Source organism: Actinoallomurus soli (assembly GCF_024055715.1).
In the GTDB taxonomy this organism is placed as follows: Bacteria; Actinomycetota; Actinomycetes; order Streptosporangiales; family Streptosporangiaceae; genus Actinoallomurus; species Actinoallomurus soli.
Genome location: NZ_JAMXMV010000006.1, coordinates 365,915 through 389,229, shown reverse-complemented (window position 1 = coordinate 389,229; position 23,315 = coordinate 365,915). Strand labels below are relative to the sequence as shown.

Genomic DNA, 23,315 nt, shown 5'->3' with positions numbered 1-23,315 from the left:
GTACCCACTAGCGTGTAATGAGCCATGACCACACAGACTCATGACTCGCGCTCGCCGCTGACCTGGACGACCCTGTCGATCGTGTACGTCGTCTGGGGCTCGACCTATCTCGGCATCCACTATGTCGTCCAGACGATGCCGCCGCTGATCAGCGCCGGGCTCCGCTTCATCGTCGCGGCCGCCGTGCTCGCCGCCGTCCTGGCGATCCTGCGCGGCCCCTCCGTGCTACGGGTGCCGTGGCGCCGTCTCGGCACCGCCGCCCTCGTCGGCCTGCTGCTGCTGACCGGCGGCAACGGCATGGTCGGCATCGCGGAGCAGCACATCTCCTCGGGCCTGGCCGCGCTGCTGGTCGCGAGCGTTCCGCTGTGGCTGGTGCTGTTCCGGGTGGCCACGGGCGACCGGCCGCCGGTCGCGACGGTCGCGGGGGTGCTGGTCGGCTTCGGCGGCCTGGCGCTGCTGACCCTCACGCGCGGCGGCGGCTCGGGCGACGTGACCGGTGTGGCCGTGATCCTGATCGCCTCACTGTCGTGGTCGATCGGGTCGTTCCTGTCGTCCCGGCTGCCGATGCCGGAGAACCCCTTCGCCGCCAGCGTGTACGAGATGGCCGCCGGCGGGGTCGCCCTGCTCGCCGCCGGGTTCGGGCGCGGCGAGACGCTGCATCTCGGCGAGGTCTCGCGGGCGTCCTGGCTGGGCCTCGCCTACCTGATCGTCTTCGGCTCGCTCGTGGCCTTCACGTCGTACGTCTGGCTGCTCGGCAACGCCCCGATCTCCCTCGTCGGGACGTACGCGTACGTCAACCCGGCGGTGGCGGTGCTGCTGGGGGTGGCGTTCGCCGGCGAGCACGCCTCGTGGGCGATCCTCGCCGGCGGGTTGATCATCATCCTGGGGGTCGGCCTGGTCGTGTCGACGGAGCGCCGACCCCGTACGGACGCGGAGCCGGGCCCGGCGGCCGGAGTCGAAGCGGCGGCCGCCGAGCCCGCGGCTCAGGAGCCGCCGCGGTAGGCCTCCGCGACGGCGAGGAAGGCGTCGTTCTCCTCGGGCGCGCCGATCGACACGCGCGCGCCCTCGCCGGGGAACGGCCGTACGCTGACCCCGGCGGCGTCGCAGGCCGCGGAGAACCTCATCGTGTCCTCCCCCAGGCGCAGCCACACGAAGTTCCCCTCGGCGGGCGGCACCGTCCAGCCCTGGGTGAGCAGCGTTTCGCGGACCCGCTCGCGCTCCTTGACGGTCGCCTCGACGCGTTCGAAGAGCTCGGCCTCGGCCTCGAGGGAGGCGATGGCGGCCACCTGGGCGACGGCGTTCACCGTGAACGGCAGGTAGGTCTTGCGCACCTGCTCGGCGATGTGCGGCTGGGCGACCATGAAGCCGACCCGCAGGCCCGCCAGCCCGTACGCCTTGGAGAAGGTGCGCAGAATGGCGAGGTTCGGCCGGTCGCCGTAGAGGGTGAGCCCGTCGGGGACCTCGGGGTCGCGGACGTACTCGTGGTAGGCCTCGTCGAGGACGACGAGGCAGTCCTCCGGCACCCGGTCCAGGAACTCCTCCAGCTCCGCGCGCCGCACGACCGTGCCGGTCGGGTTGTTCGGGTTGCAGACGAAGATCAGGCGGGTCCGGTCGGTGATGGCGTCGGCCATGGCCCGCAGGTCGTGGGCCTCCTCGGCCAGCGGCACGCGGACCGAGGTGACGCCGGCGAGGTCGGCGAGGGTGGGGTAGGCCTCGAAGGACCGCCAGGCGTACACGACCTCGACGCCGGGCTCGCCGACGGACTCCAGCAGCATCTGGGCGACGCCCACGGAGCCGCAGCCGACGGCGACGTGCTCGGGCGGAACGCCGAACCGCCCGGCGATCGCCTCGACCAGCGCGACGCAGCCGTTGTCGGGGTACCGGTTGACCAGCTCGCCCGCGCGGCCGATCGCCTCGACCACCGAGGGCAGCGGCCCGTACGGGGACTCGTTCGAGGACAGCTTGAACGACCGGCCCTCCGGAGACCGGGCGACCTTGCCGGGCTTGTACGCGACGTAGTCGTCGAGCACGAAACGGAAACGTGGTATGCGCTGCTCGGACACCCTTGTCCTCCCGGGACGGAGACGTACGAGATCACTGTACGAAGTGGGACGGGGCGCTGTCGCCACCGGCGGCCGGTCAGAGCACACCAAGGGCCGCGAACGGCCATGAACCGCCCGTCGGCGGGCCGGGGCCCTGGGGGCCCGGGGGACTAACCGAGCCGCTCGAGCTCCCGGATGAGCGCGCAGATGGCGACCACCCGGATCGTCTCGAAGTCGAAGTCCTCGTCCGGCCACCAGCCGCGCTCGATGGCGGCGTCGGTGAACTCGTCGAGGTACTCCCGCAGGAACTGCGGGGTGAGCTCCCGGCCCGACCCCGCGACGAGGTCGCGGATCGCCGCCGCGTGCTGGTCGACCGCGGCGGCGAGGCCCGGCAGACGTCCCATCGCCGCGACGCCTTCCTCGCCGACCTCGCCGATCATCTGGCGTACGAGCTCGCGTGCAACGTCCTCAGGCATGGCAGGAAGGTACCAAAACCGGACAAATGCCCCATCAACAGCCCGGGCGCATCATCGGCGGGTGCAGCGACTCGGCGCTGCCCCGGCGATAGAGGCGCGCCGGCCGCCCGCCGTCCCGCGTCGTCGTGCGCTCCGTCGGCACCAGGAAGCCCTCCGCCTTGGTCACCTTCCGGTGGAAGTTCCGAGGGTCGAGCGGCGTGCCCCACACGATCTCGTACACCCGCCGCAGCTCCGCGACGGTGAACTCCGGCGGGCAGAACGCCGCGGCCAGCGGGGAGTACTCCAGCTTGGCGCGGGCCCGCTCGACCCCGTCGAGCAGGATGCGCCGGTGGTCGAACGCCGCCTTGTCGCGCTCGGTCAGGTCGCCGACCGGCTCCCACAGCACCTGCGCCCGGCTGGAGGCGGGCAGGTCCGGAGCGAGCCCGAGGTAGGCCACGCTGACCACCCGCTGCCGCGGGTCGCGGTCCGGGTAGCCGTAGGTCGCCAGCTGCTCCAGGTGCACGCGCACCCCGGCCAGGCCCGCCCGCTCGGCCATCAGCCGCTGGGCCGCGACGGGCAGGTCCTCGTCGAGCTGCACGAACCCGCCGGGCAGGGACCAGGCACCGGAGTACGGCGCCCGGTCACGGCGCCAGACGAGCGCGCACAGCCGATGCTCGCGAACCGTGAGGACGACGAGATCGACGGTGACGGCCACCCGCGCGTCGGTCATGCCGTTACGCTATCGGGCCGCGCGGCCTCCGAGGGCCGAGAGCGAACGCTCCGGCCCTCTTCACGCCGGGCGAAGCCCGGCGCCACCGCCGATCGGCCCCGGCCCGGCCCCGTACGGGCCGTAGGGAGCCGCTCGTGCGGTCCCACGGCTCCGCCGGCCCTACGAGGGATGGGGTCGGCCTGGTAAGGCTCGACCGGCCCCGTACGTCTCGGTTCGGCTCGGGCTCCGGCCGGTCGCGGGTCGTCAGGCGGCGCCGTCGGCGTCCGCGGCCCTCTGCGGCACGGCGGGCCTGCCGTCGCGGGCCGCGACGTCCTGCTGACCGTTGTTCATCGACGCGAGCAGCTGCCGGGCGACGCCGAGACCGGTGCCGCCGAGGGTGAGCGCCTTGGCGAGCATGTCCTCGACGCCCTCCGCCCCGTTGAGCACGACCATGTTGTCGACGTTGCCGAACACCTTCGCGCCGGCGGCGACGATCTCGGGCCAGTTCTCGGCGAGCTGCTGGGCGATGACCGCCTCCTGGTTCTCGGCGAGCGCGTCGGCCCTGGCCTTGATCGCCTCCGCCTCGGCGAGACCCTTGACGCGGGTGGCCTCGGCCTCGGCCTGGCCGGTCATCTTGGTGGCCTCCGCCTCGGCCCGCGCCCGGGCCACCTCCGCCTGCCGCTCGGCCTCGGCGAGGGTGACCCGCTCGTACGCCTTCGCGTCGGCGGGCTTGCGGACCTCGGCCTCCAGGGCCTTCTCCTTGCGGTCGGCCTCCAGCTCGGCGTTCTTGGTCTCCTTCAGGATGACCTGCTGGCGGGCCTCGGCCGCGGCCTGGTCGACCTGGCCCTGGTACTCACGCTTCTTGATCTCGGTGTCGCGGATCTGGGCGGCGTTGGCCTGCTCGGCGAGCTGCTCCGCCTGGGTGGCCTCCTGGTTGCGCTGTGCCTGCGCGATGCGGGCGGCGGAGGCGACGGCGGCGGAGTTCGGCTTGCCGAGGTTGTCGATGTAGCCGACCTCGTCCTCGATGTCCTGGATCTGCAGCGAGTCGACGACCAGGCCGAGCTTGCCCATCTCGTCGGCGGACGAGGTGCGGACCTGGTTGGTGAGCCGGTCGCGGTCGCGGAGCAGGTCCTCGACGGTGAGGTTGCCGACGATGGAGCGCAGGTGCCCGGCGAACAGCTGGTGCGTCTTGTCGTCCATCTGCTTCTGCTGGTCGAGGAAGCGCCGGGCGGCGTTGGCGATCGAGGTGAAGTCGTCACCGACCTTGTAGATCACCACGCCGCGGACGTGCACCTTGATGCCCTGTGAGGTCACGCAGGTGACCTCCAGCCCGGAGACCCGGGTGTCCAGCGAGAGCCGTCGGCAGGTCTGGAAGCCGGGCAGGACCATGGTGCCCTTGCCCGTCGTGATCTTGAAGCCGAGACTCTCGGCGGTGTCCCGGTTGTGCGCGCGCGCACCGAGCCCGGAGATGATCAGCGCTTCATTGGGCTCGGCGACCCGCCAGATCGCCTTGAACAGGACGGCGATGACTATGACGGCGACGACCACACCGATCGCCACGGCGACTATCGGCATCTGCTCCTCCTAGGGAGCCGTGCGGTTAGGACGTCAAATAGACGCAGAGGAGACGTAGACGGTTCGCGGTGGGTGGTAATCCATCACGACCACGAGAGAACCGACCGCCATCTCCTCGCCGTCGATCGCCGGGTAGGCGTAGAACGCCTCCACCCCGCCCCGGATCGCGATCATCACCTCGCCGACCAGGCCTGGACCGATCTTGCCGGTCACCCGGCCCTGCCTGCCCACCACGGCGTTCCTCCTTCTCCCACGGGCACCGTACCCGCCGCGATGATCCCGCCTCTAGAGTGCGGCCGTCCGGGGTTCCACGGGGACGTTCACGGCAGGATGCGTTCGGCCTGCTGGTACGCCTGCCGGGCCAGGTTCTCGGCCTCGTCGCGGGTCGCGTTCGGCCCGAAGAGGGTGATGGTGGCGAGGTATCCGCGCGAGCGCAGCACGACGTACCAGGTCTTCACCGTCGCCGTGCCCGTCGTCGTCGCCACGCCGACGGTCCGGGTCGCCTCGCCGATGCGCGCGCCCCGCGCCTCGACGATCGTGCCGGTCGACGAGTGGCCGCCGACGCTCGCGTGGAACGTGCGGCACGAGGCGGGGACGCGGAGCCCGACCTCCTGCGCGGCCGCGTCCGGGCCGACCGCCATCAGCGTCTCCGAAACGGTCTGGTCCCGGCCCTTGGCGAACGCGGTGAACGCCGAGGGCGCGGTCCAGACCTCCTTGTTCGAGGAGACGGCGCGGGTCGACGACGCGCATTCGGGTTTGTCGAGTTTCGCGGCCTGCTGCATCTGGAGGGAATTCCGTACGGACGTGAGCGCGCCGTACTGCCCTGATTGCGGCACCCCCGAATGCTCATATCCGGGAATGTCGGTGAGCAGCGCCTGAGTCAGCTGATCGGCGTTGTACCGCTCCGAGACCGGCGGCCCTGTCGGCGCCGAGGCCGTGGGCTCGGGCCGCCGGTCCTGGCTACAGCCGGCCGCGGCCACGAGCAGGAATGCGATGGCGTAGAAGCTCCGCGATGTCACATCGAATGACGATATCGCACTTACCGACTTGAACCATCGAACGCCCACGATCGCCCGCCGCCATCACACGCACGGTAAAAAGGAAGTGCGATGCCGAGGGCGCATCTACATTGTCCAACTCAGTGGGCTATTCGGGGGAAACGAATGCTCCGCAGATCGTTCGTCATCATTTCCATAATGCTGCTCGCCCTGTCCGGGTGCGGCGGCGGTACCAAGAACAAGCCGGAGGCGCAGCCTCCGGCCGCCGGCGCACCGGCGGCCCCGGGCGCGACCGGACCGGGGGCCTACGGGCAGACGGCCACCCCGGCGGCCTGCCCGACCAAGAGGGAGCGGCACTTCGTCAAGACGCGGTTCCTCACCAACGCCGGCCTGGCGGCGGGTACGTTCCGGCGCTACATCTACAAGCCGTTCCGGGCGGGCGCGTTCAACAGCGGCGCGCCCAAGCGGAAGCGGTCGATCGTCAAGGCGGGCGCGGCGGCGGTCTTCGCCTTCGACCAGCTCCGGCGGGCCCGGGCGAACGCCCAGGCCGACCCGACCCTCTGCAAGGTGCTCATCGGGCCGATCGACAAGCTCAGCGCGTCGATGAAGGACCTGTCCGGCAAGCTCAAGGGCGGGACGGTCGACCCCACGCAGATCACTTCCGTCGCCGGCGGGGTCGACGGGTTCCACAAGGACGCCGCGAGCGCGGGCGCCGGCTTCCAGGACAAGAACCCGCCCGCGAGCGCGGTCGGCGGCTGAGACGGCCGTTCGGTGACGATCGCGTGCCGTCCGCCGTTCCGGACCACGCGGTCGTCACCGGGCCGGCCCGTGGCCGTCCGCTGCGCCCCCTCCGTTCCGGGCCACGCGGTCGTCACCCTCCGGTGAACGGGCCGCGCAGGGATTAGGCTTCGGCAGGTGACAACGCAGCCGGGCCCTTCGGGCGACACGCGACGTCCTTCGGGCGACACGCGACTGGCGAGCTGGCCCGCGTTCGTCCGCGAGCTGGACGCCACCCTGTCCGTCCACGCGCAGTACGTCCTGTGGGGCAACCTGCACGACAGCTTCCTCGTCCCCGACGAGGGCAGGCTGTTCCCGCTGCGCGAGCTGCTCTGGGAGGCGCTGCGCCGCAGCGGCTACTCCTTCATGGTCGTCTACGACCGTGTCGACGGGCTGCGGGTCCACCCCGCCGACGACAAGGCCGCCGCCGACGCCGCCGCGAGCCTGTTCGGCAGCCGCGTCGACGAGCGGAAGGCCCCCTCCCTGGAGGGGCTGCGCACGTACCTCAGCGCGCTGGCCCGGCCGACCCGGCAGATCCGCGCCGCGTTCGTCATCGACTACGCGTCCCGGATCGCGCGCAGCCCCACCGACCTCGAACCCGCCGAGCGCGACTTCTTCGTGTTCTGCGAGAAGCTGTCCCGCACGGCGCTGCCGGTGCGCGGTGACGGCGACCGGCCCAAGCCGCTGTACAACCCGGTCATCTGGCTGGCCGGCCGTCCGGGCGACCTGCCTCCGTGGTTCACCGCCGACAACGATGCGGTCCGCGAGATCGCCATCCCGCGTCCCCACCTCGGTGACCGTCAGCAGACCGCCCGGCTGCTGGCCCGCGCGTTCGAGACCAGCGACTCCGGCGTCGACGTCACCGACGACTTCGCCCAGGAGGCGGAGGGTCTCACGCTCCAGGCGATGATCGAGATCACCCGGCTCGCCAAGGAGCGCGACGTCCCGCTGCAGGACCTGCCCGACGCCGTCCGCACCTACAAGCTCGGCGTGCTCGACAACCCCTGGAAGCGCGAGCACCTGCGCCGGCGCATCGTCGAGGGCGAGGAGCGGGTGCCGTCCCGCGTGGTCGGGCAGCCGCAGGCGGTCACCAAGACTCTGGACATCCTCAAGCGCGCGGTGCTGGGCCTGTCGGGCGCGCAGGCCGCCCGCGCCTCCAGCCGCCCGCGCGGCGTGCTGTTCTTCGCCGGCCCGACCGGCGTCGGCAAGACCGAGCTGGCCAAGGCCATCACCTCGCTCGTGTTCGGCAACGAGGACGCCTACCTCCGCTTCGACATGAGCGAGTTCTCCGCCGAGCACGCCGGGGACCGGCTCATCGGCTCCCCGCCGGGCTACGTCGGCTTCGAGGCCGGCGGCGAGCTGACCAACGCGGTCCGCCAGGACCCGTTCCGGGTGATCCTGTTCGACGAGATCGAGAAGGCCCACCCGCGCATCCTCGACAAGTTCCTGCAGATCCTGGAGGACGGGCGGCTCACCGACGGCCGCGGCAACACCGCGTTCTTCTCCGAGTCGATCCTCGTCTTCACCTCCAACCTCGGCACTCGTGGCATCACGCCCGGCATGCCGTACGAGGACCTGGAGGCCCAGGTCCGCAGCGCGATCACCGAGCACTTCACGACCGCGCTGAACCGCCCGGAGCTGCTCAACCGCTTCGGTGACAACATCGTGATCTTCGACTTCATCGGGCCCGAGGCCGCCGACCGGATCTTCGACCTCCAGCTCGCCAACATCTGCCGGCGCGTGAGTGACGAACACCACATGAAGCTGCGCCTGTCGGACGAGGTGACCGCGACCCTGCGCGCCTGGTGCACGAGCGAGCTGGACAAGGGCGGCCGGGGCATCGGCATGGCCCTGGAGTCGTACTTCATCAACCCCCTCGCCCGCGCGCTGTTCGACCTCGGGCCGGCCACCGACGTGACGGTCTCGGGCGTGCACCGCGACGGCAGCATCGTCCGGCTGGACCTGCGGTGACCGCCGACGAGGACGGTGGCCAGGAGCGGACACTCCTGCTCGCCAAGGCGCACTTCCCGGTCACCACGCTGGGGCCCGGCCGACGTGCGGGCATCTGGACCCAGGGCTGCACGATCCACTGTCCCGGCTGCGTGTCCCGCGACACCTGGGAGGCGGACCCGCGCACCGCCATCCCGGTGAGCGCGGTCCTCGGCTGGCTGCGGTCGCTGACCGGCGTCGACGGCGTCACGATCTCGGGGGGAGAGCCCTTCCAGCAGCCGGAGGCGCTGCGCGCGCTGCTGCTGGGCATCCGGGCCTGGGCGCCGCCCGAGGTCGACGTTCTGGTGTACAGCGGCTACGCCGCGTCACGACTCCGGAGGTCCGCCCGCACCCGCGAACTCCTGGAGTTGTGCGATGCGGTGGTCACGGGACCGTACATTGAACGCCTGAACCAGGTAGATCGGGGGCTTCGGTGGCGCGGATCGTCGAACCAACAGCTCATCACCGTCAGCGACCTTGGCAGGAAACGCTATGGTGACGCGGAGAGGGGCGAAGAACCCCCCCATATGCAGGTTTCGGTGGAAGACAACCGTATCTACTACATCGGGATTCCTCGGAGGGGCGACATGGAGCGGCTGACGCAGCGACTCTCGCTCTCCGGGGTACACGCCGGGGAGGTTTCATGGCGCCCCTGACATGCCCGGTCTGTGCCGCGCCGGTACGGCAAGGGGATCTCATCTGCATCAACTGCGGAGCGAACCTGGCCCGGCGGGAGGCACCCCCGGCGGCCCAGCAGCCCGGCGGTTACCCGCCGCAGGACCAGGGGCAGTCGCCGTACGGGCAGCAGCAGTACGGCGCGCCGCAGCAGGACCAGCAGTCGCCCTACGGCGCACCCCAGCAGGACCAGCCGCAGTACGGCGCGCCACAGCAGCCGTACGGGGCGCCGCAGCAGGACTACCAGCAGCCGTACGGCGCGCCCCAGCAGTCCCCGTACGGACAGGACCAGCCTCCGCAGTCCTACGGCGCCCCGCAGGAGCAGCAGCCGTACGGCGCGCCGCCCCAGCAGGACCCGTCCCCGTACGGAGCGCCGCAGCAGGACCAGCAGCCGCCCTACGGCGGCGCGCACCAGCAGCACGACCCGTCTCCGTACGGCGGCGCGCAGCAGTCCTACGGCGCACCACAGGACCAGCAGCGGGGGTACCCGCCGGCGCAGAGCCAGCAGCCGTACGGCGCGCCGCCCCAGCAGGACCCGTCCCCGTACGGCGGGCCGCCGCAGGACCAGCAGCCGCCCTACGGCGCGCACCAGCAGCAGCAGTACGCCCCGCCGCAGCAGCAGGGGTACGGAGGCGGCTACGGCGGGCCGGGCGCGCCCCACGTGCCGCCGCCGCCGCGCGAGCCGACCATGACCGGTGGCGAGTCGACGGCCGCGTTCACGCCGTTCTGCCCGCACTGCGGCGCCGACATCCCCGACGTCGGCAACCCCGTCTGCGTCAACTGCCTGCGCCCGCTGCACGACCAGAGCGGCGCCCCGGGCCCGCAGCAGGTCACGGTGTTCGTCCAGTTCTCCTCGGGCGAGGTGCAGGTCGGCGCGGGTCAGGAGCTGGTCCTCGGCCGGGACCCGGTGCAGTCACCGGTCGCCGGCACGTTCTCCCGCTTCGACAACGTGTCCCGGCGGCACGCGGTGCTGGGCGTCGACGGCAGCGGCCAGGCGTGGGTGCGCGACGAGCGCTCGACGAACGGCACGTTCGTCAACGACCGGCGTCTCGGACCGGGCGAGCAGGCGCCGCTACGGGACGGCGACTCCGTACGGCTCGCCGCCGACGCGCGCGGCCAGGTCAGGTTCGGCCGCTGAGATGGTCTCGTCCGTGTCGGCCCGGTCTCAGATCCTTGAGGCCGGGCCGACCTGGATCTTCGACCGGCCGGCGCCGCCCGCGCGGCCGTACTCCCCTGCCACCGGGCTCACGACGATCGTCGCCCGTCCCCGAAAAGTCCGAAGAAGGCACGTGCAGCGTGCACCAAAGGACGTTCATTGGGTATATGAACCCGGGACAAAACTGAGTCACGGTGACACGGATGAGTATGACCTCGAATGAGGGGCACGGTGAGACAGACATGCGAGGGCTCGTTATGGCTGTCAGACACCCCATAGCGGAGTCCTGGCAGCCACCACCGAACGATTCGGCCGGCCCCATGAGCGAGATGAAGTTCACGGCGGAACAGCTGCCAGGCGTCCGCCGCTTCACGGAGGAGCACGCCCGCCGGTACAAGGTCGACGACGGCCTGATCGGCGACCTGGTGATCGCCGTCAACGAGATCGCCACGAACGCCGTACGCCACGGGTCGGCCCATGCCGAGCTGCGCATGTGGACCGAGGACGGTCGCGTCATCGCGGAGATCCACGACAGCGGCAGCTGGAGCCTCTCCTCGGCCCCCGGCGCCACCCCGCCCCCGCCCGAGGCCGAGGGCGGCATGGGCATCTGGGTCGCCCGCCAGATCTGCTCGGCCGTCTCCATCAACACCGGAAACAACGGCACAGTCGTACGATTGGAACTCTCCTCGACAGCGCGGTACATCTGACCGGTACCGTGGGTCCTCCAAGGCCGAGGGGGGCACCATGGCAGCGCTCGAACTTTCCTCCAGCCGGCATGGCGACCGTACCGTCCTGCATGTCAGCGGCGAGTTGGACATCATCAGCCGGGCTGAGCTCGTCACGTACCTGGACAGGACCATCAAGGAACACGGCGGGCGGATCATCCTCGACCTGACCGGCCTGGACTTCATGGACACCAGTGCGCTGAGCACCGTCGTCTCCTACTGGAAACGCCTGGCCTCCAGTGAGGACGGCTTCCTCGCCCTGGCGGGCGCCCAGTACCGCACCGCACGAGTCCTGTGGATCACCGGTCTGGCCCAGCGCCTCCCCATGTACGACGACGTCGCCGCCGCCCTCGCGGGCACCGAAAGCCACGCCTGAGCCGGCCCTTGAGGTAGGTACTACCGAATGTCCGTTGCGCAGTCGGGTCCGTCCCGCCGTGCCCTGTTGGTGACCGCGGCTCTCCTGCCGCTGGCGGGCTGCGACTCCCACGACCCCCCGGTCTCCGTCGCATCCCCGGCGCCGACGCGCCGCCCTTCCACTTCTCCGGACACGTCGAGGTTCACGGCGCTCGAACACAAGTACCGGGCCCGTCTGGGCGTGTACGCCCTGGCGACCGGCACCGGGGCGACGGTGGCCTACCGGGCGGACGAGCGGTTCGCGTTCTGTTCCACCTTCAAGGCACTGGCCGCCGCGGCGGTCCTGCACGGGAACCCGCTCGGTCACCTGGATCAACGCGTCACCTACACGAGGGCCGACGTCGACTCGATCTCGCCCGTCACGCAGCACCACATCGCGACCGGGATGACCATTCGGCAGCTGTGTGACGCCGCCATCCGCTACAGCGACGGCACGGCCGGCAATCTGCTGATGCGCGATATCGGCGGACCGGCGCGGCTGACCGCTTATCTCCGTGAGATCGGAGACGGCGTCAGCCGGATGGACGACTACGAACCCAAGCTGAACAGGATCCCTCCGAAGGACCCGCGCGACACCACCACTCCCCGCGCGGTCGCCGCCGACTACCGGCAACTGGTCCTCGGCGACACGCTGACCGCCGACAAACGCGCCCTGCTCACGGACTGGCTGCGACGCAACACCACCGGCGCCGAACGGATTCGGGCCGGGCTGCCCAAGGGGTGGACGGTGGCCGACAAGACAGGAACCGGCGACTACGGCAGGGCCAACGACATCGCCATCGTGTGGCCGCCCCACACCGCCCCGCTCGTCCTGGCCATCATGACCGACAGATCCGGATACAGCACGCCACCCGAGAACGCCCTGATCGCCGATGCCACGAAACAGGTCGTCTCCGCTCTGACCTGAGGTCGGCCGGCAGATCTGCCTAGAGGCCGAGGATATGGGCGTTCATCCGCGACGCCGCGTCGGCGAGTTCGGGGATCTCCACGACGGTGATCCCGGCGGCCTCCAGCGCCTGGACACCGTGAGCATCGGCGACGAAGACCGGCGGTTCACGCCATGCGACGACCACTCGCCGGATCGGGGAGTCGAGGATCAGCTCGGCGCACGGCCGGGGACGGGAGCTGCGCCGCGTACAGGGCTCCAGCGAGCTGTAGAGCGTGGCTCCGGGCAGGCGCTCGTCATCGGGCGCGACCTTGCTCAGGGCGGACTCTTCGGCGTGGAAGTGCGGCCGTTCCCGCGAGAAGCCCCGGGAGATCTCGGATCCGTCCGCGTCGACGATCACGCACCCGACCGAGAAGGCGGTGTCACTGGGCGGGCACTGCTCGGCCAGGTCGATGGCGAGGGACAGCCATCGCCGGTCCTCGGAGCGACTGGGCGGTGCGGGAGACAACGAGACGGCCCTTCCCTCGGGGAGGTAGCGCAGGAACGCGATGTCCCCGATCGTACGGGCCTCCGCGAGCGTCATCCGGTTCCCGGGTCCGTACGGGAAGCGGCCGGCGTTGACGAACCGCGGAGCGTCCGGGTCGCCGAGGAAGAACGGCGCGATGGCGAGGTGGATCTCATCGGCGAGCCCGGCGGTGAGGAACTGCGTGTGGATGGTCCCGCCGCCTTCGACCATGAGGCGTCCGATCCCGCGTCGGCCGAGGTCATCGAGCATGACCCCGAAGTCGAGATCCGGGCCGAGGCCGGCGACGTCGGCGAGGTCGCCCAGGCGTTCGCGGAGCTTCGGGACGGCCGGGTCCGGGCAGTAGACGAGCTTGTCCCCGCCGTGGTGCCAGAACCTGAGGTCGCGATCGAGATCGCCGCTGCGGGTGACGGTGACCTTCAGCGGGTACGGCGGGAGCCCCCGTGCCGCACGCTCGTCGCGCCGCCTGGCGGAGTTGACGAGCAGGCGAGGGTTGTCCCGCCGGAGGGTCGTGGCCCCGATCAGGATCGCGTCGGACTCGGCGCGCACCTGGTCGACGCGGTCGAAGTCGGCCTCGTTCGACAGCACGAGCCGGTCGGGGCCGGTGTCGTCGATGTGACCGTCCACCGAGGTGGCCACGCTCAGCACGACGTACGGGCGCGGGTGATCCATCCCAGAGGCCGCCTTCCGAGAACTCCGACAGGACGTTGTCGCTCGCCCTCGAAAGCGTAAGGGCCCGACGTTGGAGTCGTGACCAGGCACCCGGGATGCCCACCGCCCGATGCCGGCTCTCGGATCGAAGGCCCACGCTTTCCGTCGCATTTCACGCTGTTTTCGGTAGGCGGCGGCACCTTTTGTCACGCCCGAAAATGAGGTGTTTGACTAATTTCTGACTCGTCACGATTCGGCGTTGAGCCCTAGCCAGCCCCGTACGGCCGTGATTCTTTCGACCTGCGCGGCGTCGGGGACCTTGGTGAGCCCGCGCAAGAAGGGGACATCGTGAAGAAGCTCGTACTGATCACTGCGGCCGCGACGGGGCTGGTGGGCCCGGTCGTCGCGGCACCAGTGGCCGTGGCGGCGCCGGCGAAGGCCCAGGCCGACCCGCCGGCCGGCGGCGTCGCCTGGTCGCCCTGCCCGGACGACGACCCGGTCCTCGGGGGACTGCTCAAGGGACTGGAATGCGGCTCGCTCAAGGTACCGCTCGACTACAGCCGGCCGCACGGCCGCCAGATCACCCTGGCGCTGACCCGGGCCCGGCACACCGCGCCGGACGCGCAGTACCAGGGCATCGTGCTGCTGAACCGCGGCCAGTGGCCCGGCGGCATCGGACGCGACCTGCCCACCCGCTTCGCCCAGGGCACGACCGGCCTGCCCACGGCGATCGGCTCCACGTACGACTGGATCGGGTTCGACCCGCGCGGCGTCGGAGCCAGCGAGCCGATGGTCACCTGCGATCCCACCTACATCGACCCGGGTCGCGCCCAGGCGGACCCCATGCCGCACACGGCCGCCGAGGAGCAGGCGTGGCTCGACAAGGCCCGGGCGTACGCCGACAGCTGCGGCAGCGGGTACGGCGACGAGCTCACCTATCTCGGCACCAAGGACAGCGCCCGTGACCTGGACATGATCCGGCGGGCGCTCGGCCAGGAGCAGCTCAACTACCTCGGCTACGACTACGGCACATACCTCGGCTCGGTCTACGCCTCGATGTTCCCGAACCGGGTCCGCCGGATGATCCTGGACACCGTGGCACGGCCCAGCAGCGTCTGGTACGACGCCGGCCTGGAGGAGAACGCCGCGACCGAGAAGCGAGTCAAGATCTTCTTCGCCTGGATCGCCAAGTACGACGCGGTCTACCACCTCGGCACGACCGAGTCCGCGGTCGAGGCCGGCTACGACAAGGGCCTGGCGATGGTCCGCGAGGCGCCGATCGACGGCAGGATCGGCCCGGCCGAGTACACCGACTTCTTCTCGGTCGACGTGTACCGCAACTACTCCTGGACCTACCACGCGAAGACGCTGGCCGACTGGGTGCTGCGCCAGGACCCGACGGGGCTGCGGGCCGGCGTCGGCGCGCCGGGGTACCCCCACCAGAACCTCCAGGCGATGTACAACGCGGTCCAGTGCCGCGACGCGGCCTGGCCGCGCGACTGGAAGCGCTGGCACAACGACTACTCCCGCCAGTACCGGGAGGGCAACACGTTCTGGACCTGGCGGAACGCCTGGATCAACGCCCCGTGCGCGTTCTGGCCCGTGCCCGCCGACAGGCCGCAGAAGGTCGGTCGGCGCGACGTGAACATCCTGCTGGTACAGCCGGAGAACGACGCCGTGCACTCGGTCGGCGGCGCCTACGAGACGCACAGGCTGTTCCCGAACTCCCGGCTCATCCTGGAGCGCGGCGGCGACAACGTGGACGCGTCGCTGTCGGCCAACGGCAACGCCTGCCTCAACGACTACGTCAGTTCCTACCTGCGGGACGGCACCCGCCCGGCGTCCAAGAAGGGCACTGACGCCGTCTGCCAGGCCAACCCGGAGCCGAACCCGACCGCACCGGCTCCCTCCGCCGCGACCGCCGCGACGCGACCCGCTCTCCTCTAGCCGTCACGGGGCGACGACGCCCCACCCGGCCGCCGCCAAGGCGCCGGGAGGGGTGCTCTCCCGGACCAGGTGCCGCGTGCAATGTCGAAAGCAGCCCGGCGAGGGGTCACCACGCCGAACTGCTCTCGACATTGCCGACTCAGAGTCCGAGCTGCCGGGCGGCGAGGGCGGTGCCCTCGACGCGGGCGGCGATCTTGGCGAAGGCGGTCTCGCGGGAGGTGGAGGTGTCGTCGGCGAAGGGCGAGAAGCCGCAGTCGTCACAGGTGCCCAGGCGCTCGGGCGGCAGGTGCCGGGCGGCCGCCAGGATGCGGTCACGGACCTGTTCGGGGGTTTCCACGCGTGGGTCGATCGGATCGATGACGCCGACGAAGAGCCGGGCGTGGGCGGGAAGGTGCTCGGCGGCGATCGCCAGGACCTTGTCCGGGTCGGCCTCGCTGGCCAGCTGGATGTAGAAGTTGCCCGCCTTCAGCTGGAACAGCTTGGGCAGGAGACCCGCGTAGTCGATGTCCAGGCTGTGCGTCGAGTCCTGGTCTCCGCCCGGGCACGTGTGCACCCCGATCCGGGCACGTTCGACGTCGGTGAAGCGCTCCAGAACCCGGTTGTTGAGCGCGATGAACTCATCCAGCACGCCGCCGCTCGGATCCAGCTTGAGCGACAGACGCCCTTCGGTGAAGTCGAGCTGGACCACATGCGCTCCCGCCTCCAGCGGACCGCGGATGTCGGCCTCCACCTCGTCGGTGAGATCGGCCAGGAACTCCTCGCGGGTGTACCCGGGAATGCCCGCCGGTGGGTAGAGGAGGCTGAGCGCGGACGCGGCGATGACGCTCTGCTTGACCGGCACCGTCGCGTGCCGCGCCGCGGCCGTGTAGTAGCGGTCGGCGTGAACCTGATAGCGGAACGGGCCGGCGGTCAGGACGGGCAACTGTCGCTGGTGGCCGTCGGCGAACGGGATCACTGCTCCGTCGGGCGCCAGATCGGCGAGGCCGGCGATCGGGTAGGTCGCGAAGCTGGGTTTGGCCTGCTCGCCATCGGTGACGACCGGCGCACCGATCGCCTCGAGACGCTGGATGGTGTCGCGTACGGCCTCGTCCTGCGCGGCGGCCAGCCGCGCGTCGTCGATCTCTCCTGCGGCGTGCGCGGCCATGGCGGTCAGTAGCTGCGGGGATCGGGGGATGCTGCCGATCGGTTCTGTCGGAATCGCCATGCCGTGAGCGTAGATAACGTAATGCGAGGCGACAATCGCTACGCGCAACTGCCGGTGTCCAGGACAGGCCACCGGCCGCCGACTTCCGAATCGTGGCACTGCTGCCCTCCTGAAACCGTAGATATCCCGATATAAAAGTAAGTTCGTTGAACCTTCACATAATTCGGGAGCGGTGACGTGGCGTTGGATGATGCCCTGCTACCCCTACAGCGCCACGATCCCCGCAAGATCGGTCCGTACCGGGTCGTCGGCCGCCTCGGCGAGGGCGGCATGGGCGTCGTTTACGCGGCAAGGCGCTCAGGCACCCGCGCCGCGCTCAAACTCATCAGGCCCGAGTACGCAGCCGACGCGCAGTTCCGCGAGCGCTTCCGGCGCGAGGTGGCCCTCCTCTCGCGAGTCGAGGGCGCCTGCGTGGCTCAGTTCCTCGCGGCGGACACCGAAACAGCTCGTCCATGGCTGGCGACCTCATATGTTCCCGGACCGACTTTGAACGCCCATATCGGCCGAACCGGTCCGTTGCACGGCACGGCGTTGCTGTCCGTCGCGGTCGGCGTCGCCGAAGCTCTTGCGGTCATTCACCGCGCGGGTGTCATCCACCGTGATCTGAAACCCGGCAATGTCATCTTGTCGCCGGACGGCCCGAAGGTCCTGGACTTCGGGATCGCCCGGGCCTTGGACGAGACAGCCATCACCGTGACGCACGTCTTCGTCGGTTCGTCGGGCTGGGCCAGTCCGGAGCAGTACCGGGGCGATGAGATCGGTCCGGCCAGCGACGTGTACGGGTGGGGGGCGGTCATCGCGTTCGCGGCGACGGGCCGGCCACCGCTGGGAACCGGCTCCATCGAGGTCATGGCCCATCGGGTCCTGAAGGAGGAGCCGAATCTCGACGGCATCCCAGACCCTCTCCGGGGCCTGGTCTCTTCCGCGCTGGCCAAGGATCCGGCCGACCGGCCCACCGTGCAAGCGCTCATCGAAGCATTGGCCGAACTGGGCGAAGTGCCTGCGGACGACGCGACGCAGGTGGCGACGACCATCCTCGAGACCGGATGGGATCCCCTCGCGCGAGCACTCCCCGCTACGGTCTCATGGAGCCGGGCACCCCGTTTCTCACGACGGACCGCGGCGATCGGCGGTATCGCCGCGGCCGCCGTCCTCGCATCGACCGCGGCCGCCGTCGTGATGGTGAACCGACCGGCCAAGACGGCGCTCCCGCGATCTACATCCCACCGGCTCCTGATCAACGCCGACAGCCCATCGCCGACGCCGCCCGCTTCTCTTGCGACGTCGGCGACACCCCGGGCGTCCGTGACCTCCGCCGACCCGATCCCCACCTTCTCCCCGCCGTCGTCATGGCAGCCGGAGAATCTTTCAGGCATCGTCTTCTACGCGCCCGGAGACTGGAACAACGGTTTCCCGGACCTCTCGCCGAGTGATTCGCCGGACTTCCTGTGCCTACTCCCGCCCACCGTCACCCCTGCGGGGATGGCGATGTGCCGCGGCGCGCTGACGTTCAGCCTGGGCCCGACGAAGCTCGACTCAGAAGCCGACTGGAGACGGCAGATCGGCGCGTCCGTCGGATGGGCCAACACCAGCACCGTTGACGCTGGTTCGATTCCGGGAACCTTCACACGGGCAGGTACCGCCTACGTCGGTAGCCACAAAGCGCTGTACCGCGAGTTCCTGTCAACGGACTCGGACGGCACCCAGATGAAGTTTCGGGTCTGGTGGCTGCCGGTGACGAAGCTCTGGATCTATTCGGCCCTCGACAGCAGGTACGACACCGTCGTCGATCACATGCTCGCCACCTTCGACTTCACCGGATTCCAGCAGCCCTCCGGATGACGGCGGATCCCGACCATGGCCAGGCGCGGCGTGGGCTCGGGCTCGCGATCTGGTGAGGTCTTCGACTACTTAGCGCCGGGGGATTCCGAGGGACGGGCTCGGACGTGATGGTCGACGATGCGGGTCAGCAGCCGGATGAGCTCCTCGCGTTCGGGAGGCGAGAGCGGAGCGCACAGGTCCTCCTGGATCTGTGCCAGCACGCCGTCGAGGTGCGAGAGGTGATCACGCCCTTCGGGCGTGACGGTGATGATGTTCCGCCGGCGATCCGTCGGGTCAGGGGAGCGCTCGACCAGTTTCTTCTCGGCCAGTTCGTTCAGTGCCGCGACGACGTCGCTACGGTCGACGCCCGTGCGGCGGCCCAGCTCGGCCTGGCTGCCGGGACCGAACTCCGCCAGCGCGGCCAGCAGCCGGTAGTGGTAGCCGCGGGCGTCGGCGGCGGCGAACCGTTCGGTCACCAGACGATGGCTGTGCGCGGAGACCTGGTTGATCAGCCAGCTCGGCGCGCCCTTGAGACGCATCGGTGGCGTTCGGTCGCCCGTCATGGCCGTCAGCCTACCGACTTGTTGGTGGAGCCCACGAATGCCTATGATTGGCGCGACCAACGTTGGCGAGACCAATGAAGTGGCGTCATGGATCGCGTCGACCTTCATGGACTCCACGACCTCATGACCCGCCTCGGGCGCCTGAACGAAACCCCTGGAGCTGAGACATGATCGAGCCGTTCCGCATCGACATCCCCCAGGCCGACCTCGACGACCTGACCGACCGGCTCTCCCGCACCCGTTGGCCCGACGAGGTCGCCGACGCGGGGTGGGACTACGGATTCCCGCTGGCACGGCTCAGGGAGCTCGCCGAATACTGGCGCACCGGTTACGACTGGCGCGCGCACGAGGCCGAGCTCAACGAGCTCCCCCACTTCACGACCGAGATCGACGGCCAGAACATCCACTTCCTCCATGTCCGGTCGTCGAAACCGGACGCGCTCGCGCTGGTCCTCACGCACGGCTGGCCCGGTTCCTTCCTCGAGTTCCTCGACGTGATCGAGCCGCTCTCGCGCGACTTCCACCTGGTGATCCCGTCCATCCCGGGTTACGGCTTCTCGGGGCCGACCCACGAGCGCGGCTGGGACATCGTCCGGGTCGCGCGGGCCTGGGCCGAGTTGATGCGCCGTCTCGGGTACGAGCGCTATGGCGCGCAGGGTGGTGACTTCGGCTCGGGCATCTCGCTGGCGCTCGGCGCGGTGGCACCCGAGCAGGTCGTCGGAGTGCATGTCAACTACCTGCCGACCCGGCCGATCCCGGACGCCGACCTCGAACTGTCCGAAACGGATGAAGCCCGCCTGGCCAAGATCCGGCAACTGATGGCGAACCGTCCGCCGTACCAGGCGCTGCAGGCCACCACTCCGCAGACCATCGGCTACGCGCTGACCGACTCGCCGGTCGGCCAGTTGGCCTGGATCGCCGAGCGCTTCGCACAGTGGACCGACCCTCGCTCGCAGATCAGCGACGACCGGATGCTCACCGACATCTCGCTGTACTGGCTCACCGCTACCGCGGCTTCCTCGGCGCGGCTGAGCCGCGAGACTCCGCGCCGGATCGAGCCGTGCCCCGTGCCGGTCGGCGTGGCGGTGTTCGCGCACGACATCACGCAGTCGGTGCGACCGCTGGCCGAGCGGTCGTACGACATCAGGCACTGGTCGGAGTTCGAGCGCGGCGGCCACTTCGCCGCGATGGAGGTGCCGGACCTGCTCGCCGAGGACGTGCGGGAGTTCTTCCTCACCACCATCGAATAGGACGACGCAGCGGTCAGCTCATCGCGGCCAGGAAGGCGAGCACTTTGGGCCAGTCTTGCGCCCTCGCGGCGGCGTTGTCGGCGCGGGTGCCGCCAAGCCGCAGGGTCCTGCCGTCGGTCGGATTGGTCACGACCACGCCGGCCGCGCCGTACGGAAAGGTGCCGACGCCGTGACCTGCTCTCGGATGGATGAGCGCCTGGTGCGGGAAGCGGTCGTGGTCATGGTCGAGATCGGTCATGATCTGCCGGGCCCAGGTGCTCGCCTCCGGCCAGAGCCGGTCATCCGCCCCGGCGATCGCCAGGACCGGGCCGTCGACGTGGTCGAGCGGGATCACCTTCTGGGGAATCGGGCGGCCGTGCCACGTCCAGGCGGCTCCACTGGCTCCGCGCGTGCCGAGACCCGGGTTGACCCTGTTCGACGGCGAGTACAGGATGACGCCGTGAATCAGGCGAGGGTAGAGCTGGCCGAGTAGCAGGGCCGCCTCGGTGCCGCGGGATATCCCGCGGGCGACCACGTGGGCCGGATCGGCACCGGGCTGGGCGGCCAGCAGGCGTGCCGCCCGGGCGAAGTATTCCAGCGGAATGTCCTGGAGGGTGGCGGGCAGACCAGGGTCGCGGAAGTAGGCCAGAGACAGCGCCGGGTAGCCGTGTGACGCGAGCAGTGCGGCGTCGAAGCTCCCGTCATTTCCCCCCTCCGAGCCACCGAACAACAGGACTGCGGGATGGCGATCCCGGGTCGGCGGGGGCAGGTACAGGTCACCGTCGACCTTGTCGTCCGCGAGGGTGAGCGACTGGTGGCCGACTCCCGGGGTCAGCCACTGGCGGGTCAGCGTCCGGGCCGCGAGTCGGTGGCCGTGTGCGTCGACGGTGATCTGCACGTCACAGGCCGCCCGCACGTTCGGCGGCGGCGGGACGAAGCTCCTGTCGTCCGCGTCACCGGATGGCGGGACCATCGACCAGAACAGCCCCATCCCGTCGACGCCCGTGTACGTGCCCGAGCGCGCACGGGCATGTTCGAGGTCGACCACCCCGTGGCCGTCCGCGCGGAAGACGGCTTGGCTGTGCCACCTCCCGCCCTGATAATCCTGGGCGGCCCCGCCGACCTCGATGGTGTCGTGCGGCGAGAGGCCGCTGATCTTCAGATGGACCGGCCGATCGGCTAAGGAGACCGGAGCATCGACGCCGATCACGGCATGCTCGCGGTGTCCCCGGCCGCACCCCGCCACGACGGAGCCGACCACAATGAGCAGAGCCCCCAGCACGCGCTTCGTCAGGCGCATTTCATCCTCCGTCGTCGCGGTGATCAGCACCCGAAGAAACGGTAACAACGCCGATTCGTACGCTCGGGAGAGGGGCCGCGAGAGGTCAGGGCTGGTAGCCTCCTGCAGGCCGTGACATCACGTGAGGAGGTGAGACCCATGAACGCTGTATCGATGTGGGTGCTCCCCTCGTCGTCATGGTCGGGCGATTGACATAGGTGTCGCCGGGAGTGCCTCGACAACAAGGCACTTCCGAAAGGCAACACCTGTGCATTCAATGCGTTTCATCGCGCAGACGTCGTCGAACGGCGTCCTCGAACGCGATTTCGTCGTCGGTGAGGTCACCGGCGTGCTCTGGTCGCCCGTCTCCGGACCCGACCACGCCCCGCTGGTGCTGATGGGGCACGGCGGCGGCCTGCACAAGAAGACACCGGGACTCATGGCCCGCGCCCGCGACACCGTGACCCGGTGGGGTTTCACCGTGGTCGCCATCGACGCGCCCGGACACGGCGACCGCCCGCGTACGGCGGAGGACGAGCAGGCGCGCGCCGACCTGCAGCAGGCTCTGGCGGCGGGCGAGACCGAGCGCTTCGAGTCGATCAGCGTCCGCTACAGCGCCTCACTCGCGGAGCGTGCCGTACCGGAATGGCAGGCGACCCTGGACGCCCTCCAGGACCTGCCCGAGATCGGCACCGAAGCGCCGATCGGCTACGGGGGCGGCATGTCGCTGGGCACCGCGATCGGGATTCCGCTGACGGCGGTGGAGCCCAGGATCACCGCCGCGATCTTCGGCGGCGGGTTCTTCGCTCACCAGGCTCTGATCGAGGCGGCGAGACGGATCACCGTCCCGGTCCAGTTCCTGCTGCCGTGGGATGAGGAGTACGTCGATCGCGGGACCGTTCTCGCGTTGTTCGACGCCTTCTCCTCGAAGGACAAGACCTTGCTCGCCAACCCGGGCACCCATCGCCGCATGCGCTGGGTCGGGGTCGATGACGAGTTCCTTGTCCGGCATCTCGACCCGGCCGGCACGTCAGCGGCCTGACCTGACCCAATCGGCGCCCGGCTCCGTGCCGGGCGCCGATACGGATTCTCCGGCCGAGGACGGAGACCCCGCCGCCTACTTGTGGATGGTGAAGCAGGCGTCGCCCACGTGGTCCACGTTCCTCTTCTTCTTGTCGACGCCGGTGCAGAGCAGGGTCTTGTTGGGGAACGACCTCTTGACGTCGGCCCGCGCGAACTTCACGTTCTTGAACGACTTCGTGGTCCAGAGGAAATAGGGCTTGTGGTGGGGCGTGGTCACCTCGATGTAGATGTAGCCGCTCCACTTCGTGCTGCCCTTGTGCGAGACGGTGATGCTCTCGACCCTCAGCTTCTTGCCGTTCACGTAGCCGCACCACTTGGAACCGCACTTGCTGGCACTTTCCGCGTGCACCGTGCTCGCGCCCGCCGTACCGCTGGTGAATGCCAGACCGGCCACTGCCACGGCGCCGGCGAGGACCATGGAGAGTTTGCGCATCTTTCCCCCAGGAGTCGATCCGTCGTGATCGGGATCAACCTAGGGATGCGTTACGCCGCCTTACAAGAGGCTGCGGGATCAATGACGATTAGGCCCTCAGACCTATTCGTGGCCAGAGCGCCGACCGCAGACCATGCCGGCCGCCCATCGGCCTCGGTGCGAGCGGGGCTGCGGTCACGTG

23 protein-coding genes are annotated in these 23,315 nt (G+C 70.0%); 12 read left to right on the top strand and 11 right to left on the bottom strand.

Features of this window, described 5'->3' with window-relative positions; translation table 11 throughout:
- Nucleotides 1-24 precede the first annotated feature (24 nt).
- Entirely contained in the window at nt 25-1,002 is a 978-nt protein-coding gene (locus NDW01_RS18460; RefSeq protein WP_252822127.1) for an EamA family transporter, read from the top strand.
- Here NDW01_RS18460 and hisC read toward each other — a convergent pair.
- The 6 genes from hisC to NDW01_RS18430 form a co-directional block, all read right to left on the bottom strand.
- Complete coding sequence (gene hisC, locus NDW01_RS18455) at nt 984-2,063, bottom strand: histidinol-phosphate transaminase (protein WP_252822125.1); 1,080 nt, start codon at nt 2,061-2,063, stop codon at nt 984-986. The two genes, NDW01_RS18460 and hisC, sit on opposite strands and share 19 nt — an antisense overlap.
- Before the next feature lie 149 nt (nt 2,064-2,212).
- The gene (locus NDW01_RS18450) at nt 2,213-2,518 is read right to left on the bottom strand and encodes a DUF6401 family natural product biosynthesis protein (RefSeq protein WP_252785064.1); all 306 of its coding nucleotides are present in this window, start codon (nt 2,516-2,518) and stop codon (nt 2,213-2,215) included.
- Nucleotides 2,519-2,552: 34 nt separating this feature from the next.
- Nucleotides 2,553-3,227, bottom strand: a complete 675-nt coding sequence (locus NDW01_RS18445) for an NUDIX hydrolase (RefSeq protein ID WP_252785065.1) — start codon at nt 3,225-3,227, stop codon at nt 2,553-2,555.
- Nucleotides 3,228-3,470: 243 nt separating this feature from the next.
- Nucleotides 3,471-4,781 carry a flotillin family protein gene (locus tag NDW01_RS18440; RefSeq protein ID WP_252822123.1) on the bottom strand — a complete coding sequence of 437 codons (1,311 nt, stop codon included), beginning with the start codon at nt 4,779-4,781 and terminating at the stop codon, nt 3,471-3,473.
- Between the two features lie 33 nt (nt 4,782-4,814).
- Entirely contained in the window at nt 4,815-5,015 is a 201-nt protein-coding gene (locus NDW01_RS18435) for a hypothetical protein (RefSeq protein WP_252785069.1), read from the bottom strand.
- An 86-nt stretch (nt 5,016-5,101) separates the two neighbouring features.
- Complete coding sequence (locus tag NDW01_RS18430; RefSeq protein WP_252822121.1) at nt 5,102-5,800, bottom strand: hypothetical protein; 699 nt, start codon at nt 5,798-5,800, stop codon at nt 5,102-5,104.
- Nucleotides 5,801-5,977: 177 nt separating this feature from the next.
- Here NDW01_RS18430 and NDW01_RS18425 point away from each other — a divergent pair, with 177 nt between their 5' ends.
- The 7 genes from NDW01_RS18425 to bla all read left to right on the top strand — a co-directional run bounded on the left by NDW01_RS18425 (nt 5,978) and on the right by bla (nt 12,422).
- A complete protein-coding gene (locus tag NDW01_RS18425; protein ID WP_252822119.1) occupies nt 5,978-6,538 on the top strand; it encodes a hypothetical protein in 561 nt (186 codons plus the stop codon).
- Between the two features lie 156 nt (nt 6,539-6,694).
- Nucleotides 6,695-8,527 carry an AAA family ATPase gene (locus NDW01_RS18420; protein ID WP_252822117.1) on the top strand — a complete coding sequence of 611 codons (1,833 nt, stop codon included), beginning with the start codon at nt 6,695-6,697 and terminating at the stop codon, nt 8,525-8,527.
- Nucleotides 8,524-9,201 carry a 4Fe-4S single cluster domain-containing protein gene (locus NDW01_RS18415; RefSeq protein WP_252822114.1) on the top strand — a complete coding sequence of 226 codons (678 nt, stop codon included), beginning with the start codon at nt 8,524-8,526 and terminating at the stop codon, nt 9,199-9,201. The genes NDW01_RS18420 and NDW01_RS18415 overlap by 4 nt, the downstream gene beginning before the upstream one ends.
- Nucleotides 9,189-10,358, top strand: coding sequence for an FHA domain-containing protein (locus tag NDW01_RS43535; protein ID WP_305883793.1), 1,170 nt, complete (start codon nt 9,189-9,191; stop codon nt 10,356-10,358). The genes NDW01_RS18415 and NDW01_RS43535 overlap by 13 nt, the downstream gene beginning before the upstream one ends.
- A gap of 338 nt (nt 10,359-10,696) precedes the next feature.
- Complete coding sequence (locus NDW01_RS18405) at nt 10,697-11,083, top strand: ATP-binding protein (protein WP_252822113.1); 387 nt, start codon at nt 10,697-10,699, stop codon at nt 11,081-11,083.
- Nucleotides 11,084-11,120: 37 nt separating this feature from the next.
- Complete coding sequence (locus NDW01_RS18400; RefSeq protein WP_252822109.1) at nt 11,121-11,477, top strand: STAS domain-containing protein; 357 nt, start codon at nt 11,121-11,123, stop codon at nt 11,475-11,477.
- 27 nt (nt 11,478-11,504) lie between these two features.
- Complete coding sequence (gene bla / locus NDW01_RS18395; RefSeq protein WP_252822107.1) at nt 11,505-12,422, top strand: class A beta-lactamase; 918 nt, start codon at nt 11,505-11,507, stop codon at nt 12,420-12,422.
- Nucleotides 12,423-12,441: 19 nt separating this feature from the next.
- On the opposite strand, the gene NDW01_RS43860 is transcribed toward bla, so the two are convergent.
- A complete protein-coding gene (locus tag NDW01_RS43860; protein ID WP_308211726.1) occupies nt 12,442-13,596 on the bottom strand; it encodes a dihydrofolate reductase family protein in 1,155 nt (384 codons plus the stop codon).
- 327 nt (nt 13,597-13,923) lie between these two features.
- Here NDW01_RS43860 and NDW01_RS18380 point away from each other — a divergent pair, with 327 nt between their 5' ends.
- Entirely contained in the window at nt 13,924-15,522 is a 1,599-nt protein-coding gene (locus NDW01_RS18380) for an alpha/beta hydrolase (RefSeq protein ID WP_252822105.1), read from the top strand.
- A 139-nt stretch (nt 15,523-15,661) separates the two neighbouring features.
- Here the strand turns inward: NDW01_RS18380 and NDW01_RS18375 are convergent, their stop codons facing one another.
- On the bottom strand, nt 15,662-16,726 hold the full coding sequence (locus tag NDW01_RS18375; RefSeq protein WP_252822103.1) for a cobalamin-independent methionine synthase II family protein: 1,065 nt from the start codon (nt 16,724-16,726) through the stop codon (nt 15,662-15,664).
- Nucleotides 16,727-16,903: 177 nt separating this feature from the next.
- On the opposite strand from NDW01_RS18375, the gene NDW01_RS18370 reads away from it, so the two are divergent.
- The gene (locus tag NDW01_RS18370) at nt 16,904-18,568 is read left to right on the top strand and encodes a serine/threonine-protein kinase (RefSeq protein WP_252822101.1); all 1,665 of its coding nucleotides are present in this window, start codon (nt 16,904-16,906) and stop codon (nt 18,566-18,568) included.
- Between the two features lie 65 nt (nt 18,569-18,633).
- Here the strand turns inward: NDW01_RS18370 and NDW01_RS18365 are convergent, their stop codons facing one another.
- Nucleotides 18,634-19,110 carry a MarR family winged helix-turn-helix transcriptional regulator gene (locus NDW01_RS18365; protein WP_252822099.1) on the bottom strand — a complete coding sequence of 159 codons (477 nt, stop codon included), beginning with the start codon at nt 19,108-19,110 and terminating at the stop codon, nt 18,634-18,636.
- A gap of 167 nt (nt 19,111-19,277) precedes the next feature.
- Between NDW01_RS18365 and NDW01_RS18360 the strand changes: the two genes are divergently transcribed.
- Nucleotides 19,278-20,360, top strand: coding sequence for an epoxide hydrolase family protein (locus NDW01_RS18360; protein ID WP_252822097.1), 1,083 nt, complete (start codon nt 19,278-19,280; stop codon nt 20,358-20,360).
- Between the two features lie 13 nt (nt 20,361-20,373).
- Here NDW01_RS18360 and NDW01_RS18355 read toward each other — a convergent pair whose 3' ends face one another.
- Nucleotides 20,374-21,639 (bottom strand): acyl-CoA thioesterase/BAAT N-terminal domain-containing protein, encoded by a 1,266-nt coding sequence (locus NDW01_RS18355; RefSeq protein ID WP_252822095.1) that lies wholly within the window; start codon nt 21,637-21,639, stop codon nt 20,374-20,376.
- Nucleotides 21,640-21,895: 256 nt separating this feature from the next.
- On the opposite strand from NDW01_RS18355, the gene NDW01_RS18350 reads away from it, so the two are divergent.
- Nucleotides 21,896-22,660: a dienelactone hydrolase family protein gene (locus NDW01_RS18350; protein ID WP_252822093.1), complete on the top strand. Its 765-nt coding sequence runs from the start codon at nt 21,896-21,898 to the stop codon at nt 22,658-22,660.
- Nucleotides 22,661-22,735: 75 nt separating this feature from the next.
- On the opposite strand, the gene NDW01_RS18345 is transcribed toward NDW01_RS18350, so the two are convergent.
- Nucleotides 22,736-23,134, bottom strand: coding sequence for a hypothetical protein (locus tag NDW01_RS18345; RefSeq protein ID WP_252822091.1), 399 nt, complete (start codon nt 23,132-23,134; stop codon nt 22,736-22,738).
- Between the last annotated feature and the right edge of the window lie 181 nt (nt 23,135-23,315).